The organism is Achromobacter semiaridum (assembly GCF_053543755.1).
The window spans coordinates 112,990-119,154 of the sequence record NZ_JBLVOL010000048.1 but is presented as its reverse complement, the minus strand read 5'-3'; the positions used below and the strand labels follow the sequence as shown (position 1 = coordinate 119,154).

Sequence of the window (6,165 nt, the reverse complement as noted above, 5' to 3'; positions counted from 1 at the left end):
CCCCCCCGGCCAGGTCTATGTGGCGCGCGAAAGCGAACTGGCGGCAAACCGTGACGCCTATGTCGCCTTCACCCGTGGCGTGGTGCAAGCCGTGAGGGAACTGGCCACGATGGATGACGCAGCCTTGATGCAAGCCATCGCGCTGATGGGCGACGCGTTCGATATCCCAGGTATCGATAAGACCGATATCGCACTGCAAGACCTGCGCGGCAACCGCGAACTTTGGCTGAGCCATGGCGCGGAACAGGCGGTGCGCAACGATCCCAAGCAATGGCAGGAAGGCAGCAAACTGCTGTTGGACGCCGGCCTGATGCGCACGACCGATCGCAAGCTCTATACCAACGACATCTGGGAGAGCGCTGTTGCCTGAAGCCCTATCCATAGCGCCGGCGGTGGATGCGGGCACGGCGATCGTCCGCTTTATCGACGTCACCAAGAAATTCAAGACCGACTCGGGCGTGACCATCGCCTTGCAAGGGGTGAACCAACATATCGCGCCGGGCGAATTCGTGGCCATCATCGGGCCGTCAGGCTGCGGCAAGTCCACCTTGCTGCGGCTGCTGTGTGGCCTGGAGTCGCCCAGCGAAGGCCAGATCGCCTGGCCGGGGCGGGGTGCTTCCAACCCGGTTCGCTTTGGCGTCGCGTTTCAAGAACATCGTCTGCTGCCATGGCTGAATATCGAGCAGAACGTGGCACTGCCCAAGCTGATGACTACGGGGGCTACGCGCGCAGACTTGGAACGCGCTCGCCAGTTGTGCGCCATGGTGGGCCTTGGCGGATTCGAAAAGCGCAATCCGTCGGAGCTATCGGGCGGCATGCGCCAGCGCGCGTCCTTCGCGCGGGCGCTGTTCTCAAACCCCGAGTTGCTGTTGCTGGATGAACCCTTCGGTGCGTTGGATGCACTGACCCGCGAGCAGATCATTGCGGACGCCGAACGCATCTGGATGCGCGAGCGCTTTGCGGCGTTCCTGATTACTCACTCGATCAGCGAGGCCGTACATCTGGCCGACCGCGTCATCGTCATGTCCGCCCGTCCGGGCCGTGTGGCTGCGCAGATCCGCGTGGATCTGCCGCGTCCGCGTACCAAGCTGCGCGAACACCCCGAATACGCGCGGCTGTGCGCCGAACTGCGCAAACACCTGGAGATCTGAATGACACGCATCGCCATTCAACTCGGTTCCGTGCTGGTGTTCTTTGTCCTGTGGAAAAGCTATGTGACGCTTTTTGACGTGTCGCCGCTGGTGCTGCCTCCGCCCGAGAACGTGCTGGCCGCGCTGGTGCAGTTGATGCGGCGGCCTGATACCTATTTCCACATCTACACGACGCTGGTCGAGTGTCTGGGCGGGTTCGTGATCGCGGTGGTGTTGGGTACGTTTATCGGCCAGGTGCTGGGCAGGGTCGAACTGCTGGATACGATCTTCAAGCCGTTCGTCGTCGCCTTGCAACTGACACCCAAGGTCGCGCTTATCCCGCTTTTTATCCTCTGGTTCGGCTTTGGCATCGAATCCAAGATCGTGATCTCGGCGCTGCTGGCGTTCTTTCCCGTGTTTGCCAATAGCTACCTGGGGGCGAAATCGGTCGACACCGACTTGGTCGAGGTCTTTCAGGTGGGCAGCGCGACCGGCCGCAAACGTTTCCGCCTGTTGGTGATACCGGCGTCGCTGCCCTATATATTGACGGGTATGGAAATGGCGATCGTGTTGTCCATCATCGGCGCGGTGGTGTCGGAGTTTGTGGCCGGCTCGCGCGGGCTGGGTTACCTGGCCACCGTCAAGTTGCAGGACATGGAGGTCGACACGCTATTTGCCGTAGTACTGCTGCTGGCGATGATCGGCTTTGTGCTTTACTTCGCGGTGGGTTCGCTTCGCAAGGTGCTGATCCCCTGGCACGAGTCGGGCAGGGCCGGGAAAGTGGCGTGATTCGTTGGCTCGGAGGCGCGTGCCGTTGCCCGGTAAGCGGCCACTCACTGTCCCATGGGCGCCCAGTTCGCGGGGCGGCCCGTCGGGCACCCAATCGGGAACGGTTTCGGCAACCGATTCTTCCTGTTTGAGGTGTGGCAAAACAGCCCACTTTCCCCTGTCCAAAGCCGGCTAAGTGCTTGTGCCACCTAAAAAAATCATGCTAATATGCCAAGCTTGCCATTTTGTGGCGAGTCTAACTATGGGCGGATTGGCTTGAATCTTTGCTGCAAGGCAAAGGCACCTCTAAGGCAAAACCAACCAGGTTGAACATAGTCGTAGGGCAAAGGCCGTTACCTTTTGCCTGATTAGCCCTGACCAATCGCAGTCAGGAATGGAGAAAACGATGTCGAATTCGACACCCACGCCCGCCGCTCACCGGCTGGGGCTGGTGGGTCGCAAGGTCGGCATGACCCGCATTTTTACCGAGGAAGGTGAATCCATCCCGGTAACCGTGCTGGACGTGTCTAACAACCGCGTGACCCAAGTTAAGTCGCTGGAAACCGACGGCTACGCCGCGATCCAAGTGGCTTATGGCACTCGTCGTGCCTCGCGTGTGGCTCAGCCGCAAACGGGCCACTACGCCAAAGCCGGCACTGAAGCCGGTAGCATCCTCAAAGAATTCCGCCTTGATCCCGCTCGCGCTGCTGAATTTGCAGCCGGTTCCGTGATCGCCGTGGAATCCGTGTTCGAAGCCGGCCAACAGGTCGACGTGACGGGCACGACCATTGGTAAAGGCTTCGCCGGTACCATCAAGCGTCACCACTTCGGTTCGCAACGCGCGTCGCACGGTAACTCCCGTTCGCACCGCGTCCCGGGCTCGATTGGCCAAGCTCAAGATCCGGGCCGCGTGTTCCCGGGTAAGAAGATGGCTGGTCACCTGGGTGATGTCACCCGCACCGTTCAAAACCTCGACGTCGTTCGCGTTGACGTTGAGCGCGGCCTGCTGCTGGTCAAGGGCGCTGTCCCCGGCCACGCTGGCGCCGACATCGTCGTGCGCCCGGCCATCAAGGCCCCGGCCAAGAAGGGAGCGTAAGTAAATGGATCTCAAGCTCCTGAACGACCAAGGTCAGGCCGCTGCTACGTTCAGCGCGCCCGATACGATCTTCGGCCGTGACTTTAACGAAGCGCTGATTCATCAGATCGTGGTGGCTTTCCAAGCCAATGCCCGTGCCGGCAACCGCGCTCAGAAGGATCGTGCCGAAGTTAAGCACTCGACCAAGAAGCCCTGGCGCCAGAAGGGTACCGGCCGCGCACGCGCTGGTATGACTTCGTCGCCGCTGTGGCGTGGCGGTGGTCGGATTTTCCCGAACTCGCCCGAAGAGAACTTCAGCCAGAAGGTCAACAAGAAGATGTACCGCGCCGGGATCCGTTCGATCTTGTCGCAACTGGCTCGTGAAGACCGTATCGCCGTTGTCGAATCGTTTGATCTGGAATCGCCCAAGACCAAGGCTGCTGCTGCAAAGCTGAAGAGCCTGGGCCTGGACTCTGTCCTGATCATCACCGACAGCGTTGATGAGAATGTTTACCTCGCCACCCGCAACCTGCCGCACGTTGCTGTTGTCGAGCCCCGTTATGCCGATCCGTTGTCGCTGGTCCACTACAAGAAAGTGCTGATCACCAAGCCGGCCATCGCTCAACTCGAGGAGATGCTGGGATGAACGCTGAACGCTTGATGCAAGTCATTCTGGCTCCGATCGTGACCGAAAAGGCCACGTTCGTCGCTGAGAAGAATCAGCAAGTCGCTTTCCGTGTCGTGGCTGACGCTACCAAGCCGGAAATCAAGGCTGCCGTCGAACTGCTCTTCAAAGTGCAGGTCGAGTCCGTGCAGGTCCTCAACCGTAAGGGCAAAGTCAAGCGCTTTGGCCGATTCGTTGGCCGTCGCCGTAATGAGCGCAAGGCTTACGTGTCGCTCAAGGACGGCCAGGAAATCGACTTTGCGGAGGTGAAGTAAATGGCCCTCGTAAAAGTTAAGCCGACATCGGCTGGCCGCCGTGGCATGGTGAAGGTTGTTAGCCCGAACCTGCACAAGGGTGAGCCCTACGCGCCGCTGCTGGAAAAGAAGACCCGTGGTTCTGGCCGTAACAACAACGGTCACATCACGATCCGCCACCGTGGTGGTGGTCACAAGCAACACTACCGCGTCGTCGACTTCCGTCGCGACAAGGACGGTATCCCGGCAAAGGTCGAGCGTCTGGAATATGACCCCAACCGTACGGCGCACATTGCTCTGCTGTGCTACGCCGACGGCGAACGTCGTTACATCATCGCTCCGCGTGGTCTGGAAGTGGGTGCTACCTTGCTGTCGGGCACCGATGCTCCGATCCGCGCTGGTAACACGCTGCCGATCCGCAACATCCCGGTGGGTACGACGATTCACTGCGTCGAAATGCTGCCTGGCAAGGGTGCTCAAATGGTCCGTTCGGCCGGCGCTTCCGCCGTCCTGCTGGCTCGCGAAGGCATCTACGCTCAGGTTCGTCTGCGCTCGGGTGAAGTTCGCCGTGTGCACATCGAATGCCGCGCCACCATTGGTGAAGTCGGTAACGAAGAACACAGCCTGCGCCAAATCGGCAAGGCCGGTGCAATGCGTTGGCGTGGTATCCGCCCGACGGTTCGTGGCGTTGCCATGAACCCGGTGGATCACCCGCACGGTGGCGGCGAAGGCCGTACCGGTGAAGCACGCGAGCCGGTCAGCCCGTGGGGCACCCCGGCGAAGGGTTTCAAGACCCGTCGCAACAAGCGGACGAACAATATGATCGTCCAACGGCGCAAGCGCAAGTAAGAGGCGAACACTATGTCACGTTCGATCAAGAAAGGCCCGTTTGTCGATGCTCACCTGATCAAAAAGGTGGACACGGCCGTCGCGGGCAAAGACAAGAAGCCGATCAAGACCTGGTCGCGTCGTTCCACGATCCTGCCCGAGTTCATCGGTCTGACGATCGCGGTCCACAACGGCAAGCAACATGTCCCCGTGTACATCAACGAGAACATGGTCGGTCACAAGCTGGGCGAGTTCGCGCTGACCCGTACGTTCAAGGGCCACGCTGCGGACAAGAAGGCGAAGAGGTAAGCGATGGAAACTACTGCCATTATCCGTGGGGTGCACATCTCGGCACAGAAGACCCGTTTGGTTGCGGACTTGATCCGTGGCCAGAAGGTCGGCCGTGCCCTGGAAATCCTCACCTTCTCGCCGAAGAAGGCTGCCGTCATCCTGAAGAAGGCTGTCGAGTCCGCCATCGCCAACGCCGAGCACAACGACGGCGCCGATATCGACGAACTGAAAGTCACCACGATTTTTGTGGACAAGGCTCAGTCGATGAAGCGCTTCTCCGCTCGCGCCAAGGGCCGCGGCAACCGTATCGAGAAGCAGACCTGCCATATCACGGTCAAGGTCGGAGCTTAAGGAGTCACGATGGGTCAGAAAATTCACCCCACTGGGTTCCGTCTCGCGGTCACCCGTAATTGGTCCTCGCGTTGGTTCGCCGACGACAAGGCCTTCGGCACGATGCTTGCCGAAGACATTCGCGTTCGCGAGTACCTGAAAAAGAAGCTCAAGAGCGCCTCCGTTGGTCGCGTGATCATCGAGCGTCCGGCCAAGAATGCCCGCATCACCGTCTACTCGGCTCGTCCGGGCGTGGTGATCGGCAAGCGCGGCGAAGACATCGAAAGCCTGAAGGCTGATCTGCAGCGTCTGATGGGCGTGCCTGTGCACGTCAACATCGAAGAAATCCGCAAGCCGGAAACCGATGCTCAACTGATCGCCGACTCGATCTCGCAACAGCTCGAGAAGCGCATCATGTTCCGTCGCGCAATGAAGCGCGCGATGCAAAACGCGATGCGTCTGGGTGCCCAAGGCATCAAGATCATGAGCTCGGGCCGTCTGAACGGTATCGAAATTGCTCGCACCGAGTGGTATCGCGAAGGCCGTGTGCCGCTGCACACCCTCAAGGCCAACATCGACTACGGCACCTCCGAAGCCCACACCACGTATGGCGTGATCGGCATCAAGGTCTGGGTCTACAAGGGCGACATGCTGGCTAACGGCGAATTGCCGCCGGAAACCGCTGCCCCGCGCGAAGAAGAACGTCGTCCGCGCCGCGCTCCGCGTGGTGATCGTCCGGACGGTGCTCGCACCGGTCGTCCGGGTGGTCGTGGTCGTGGTGGTCCCCGCAAGGCGGACGCTGCTCCGGCGCCTGAAGGAGAATAA

General features: G+C 60.4%; 10 protein-coding genes. All 10 read left to right on the top strand.

Annotated elements, in window-relative coordinates:
- The coding region (locus tag ACNPP0_RS15030) for a substrate-binding domain-containing protein (protein WP_448706323.1) at positions 1-370 on the top strand (370 nt) is incomplete at its 5' end.
- A complete protein-coding gene (locus ACNPP0_RS15025; RefSeq protein WP_448706322.1) occupies positions 363-1,151 on the top strand; it encodes an ABC transporter ATP-binding protein in 789 nt (262 codons plus the stop codon). The genes ACNPP0_RS15030 and ACNPP0_RS15025, both read left to right, overlap by 8 nt.
- Positions 1,152-1,919, top strand: a complete 768-nt coding sequence (locus ACNPP0_RS15020; RefSeq protein WP_448706321.1) for an ABC transporter permease — start codon at positions 1,152-1,154, stop codon at positions 1,917-1,919.
- A 385-nt stretch (positions 1,920-2,304) separates the two neighbouring features.
- Entirely contained in the window at positions 2,305-2,994 is a 690-nt protein-coding gene (gene rplC, locus ACNPP0_RS15015) for a 50S ribosomal protein L3 (protein WP_052946063.1), read from the top strand.
- A 4-nt stretch (positions 2,995-2,998) separates the two neighbouring features.
- Positions 2,999-3,619, top strand: a complete 621-nt coding sequence (rplD, locus tag ACNPP0_RS15010; protein WP_006216558.1) for a 50S ribosomal protein L4 — start codon at positions 2,999-3,001, stop codon at positions 3,617-3,619.
- Entirely contained in the window at positions 3,616-3,912 is a 297-nt protein-coding gene (gene rplW / locus ACNPP0_RS15005; protein WP_006216557.1) for a 50S ribosomal protein L23, read from the top strand. The genes rplD and rplW overlap by 4 nt, the downstream gene beginning before the upstream one ends.
- Entirely contained in the window at positions 3,913-4,740 is an 828-nt protein-coding gene (gene rplB / locus ACNPP0_RS15000; RefSeq protein ID WP_006216556.1) for a 50S ribosomal protein L2, read from the top strand. It abuts the gene before it with no gap.
- A gap of 12 nt (positions 4,741-4,752) precedes the next feature.
- Positions 4,753-5,028 carry a 30S ribosomal protein S19 gene (gene rpsS, locus ACNPP0_RS14995; protein ID WP_006216555.1) on the top strand — a complete coding sequence of 92 codons (276 nt, stop codon included), beginning with the start codon at positions 4,753-4,755 and terminating at the stop codon, positions 5,026-5,028.
- Between the two features lie 3 nt (positions 5,029-5,031).
- On the top strand, positions 5,032-5,361 hold the full coding sequence (rplV, locus tag ACNPP0_RS14990) for a 50S ribosomal protein L22 (RefSeq protein ID WP_006227021.1): 330 nt from the start codon (positions 5,032-5,034) through the stop codon (positions 5,359-5,361).
- Between the two features lie 9 nt (positions 5,362-5,370).
- Positions 5,371-6,165, top strand: a complete 795-nt coding sequence (rpsC, locus tag ACNPP0_RS14985; protein ID WP_006216553.1) for a 30S ribosomal protein S3 — start codon at positions 5,371-5,373, stop codon at positions 6,163-6,165.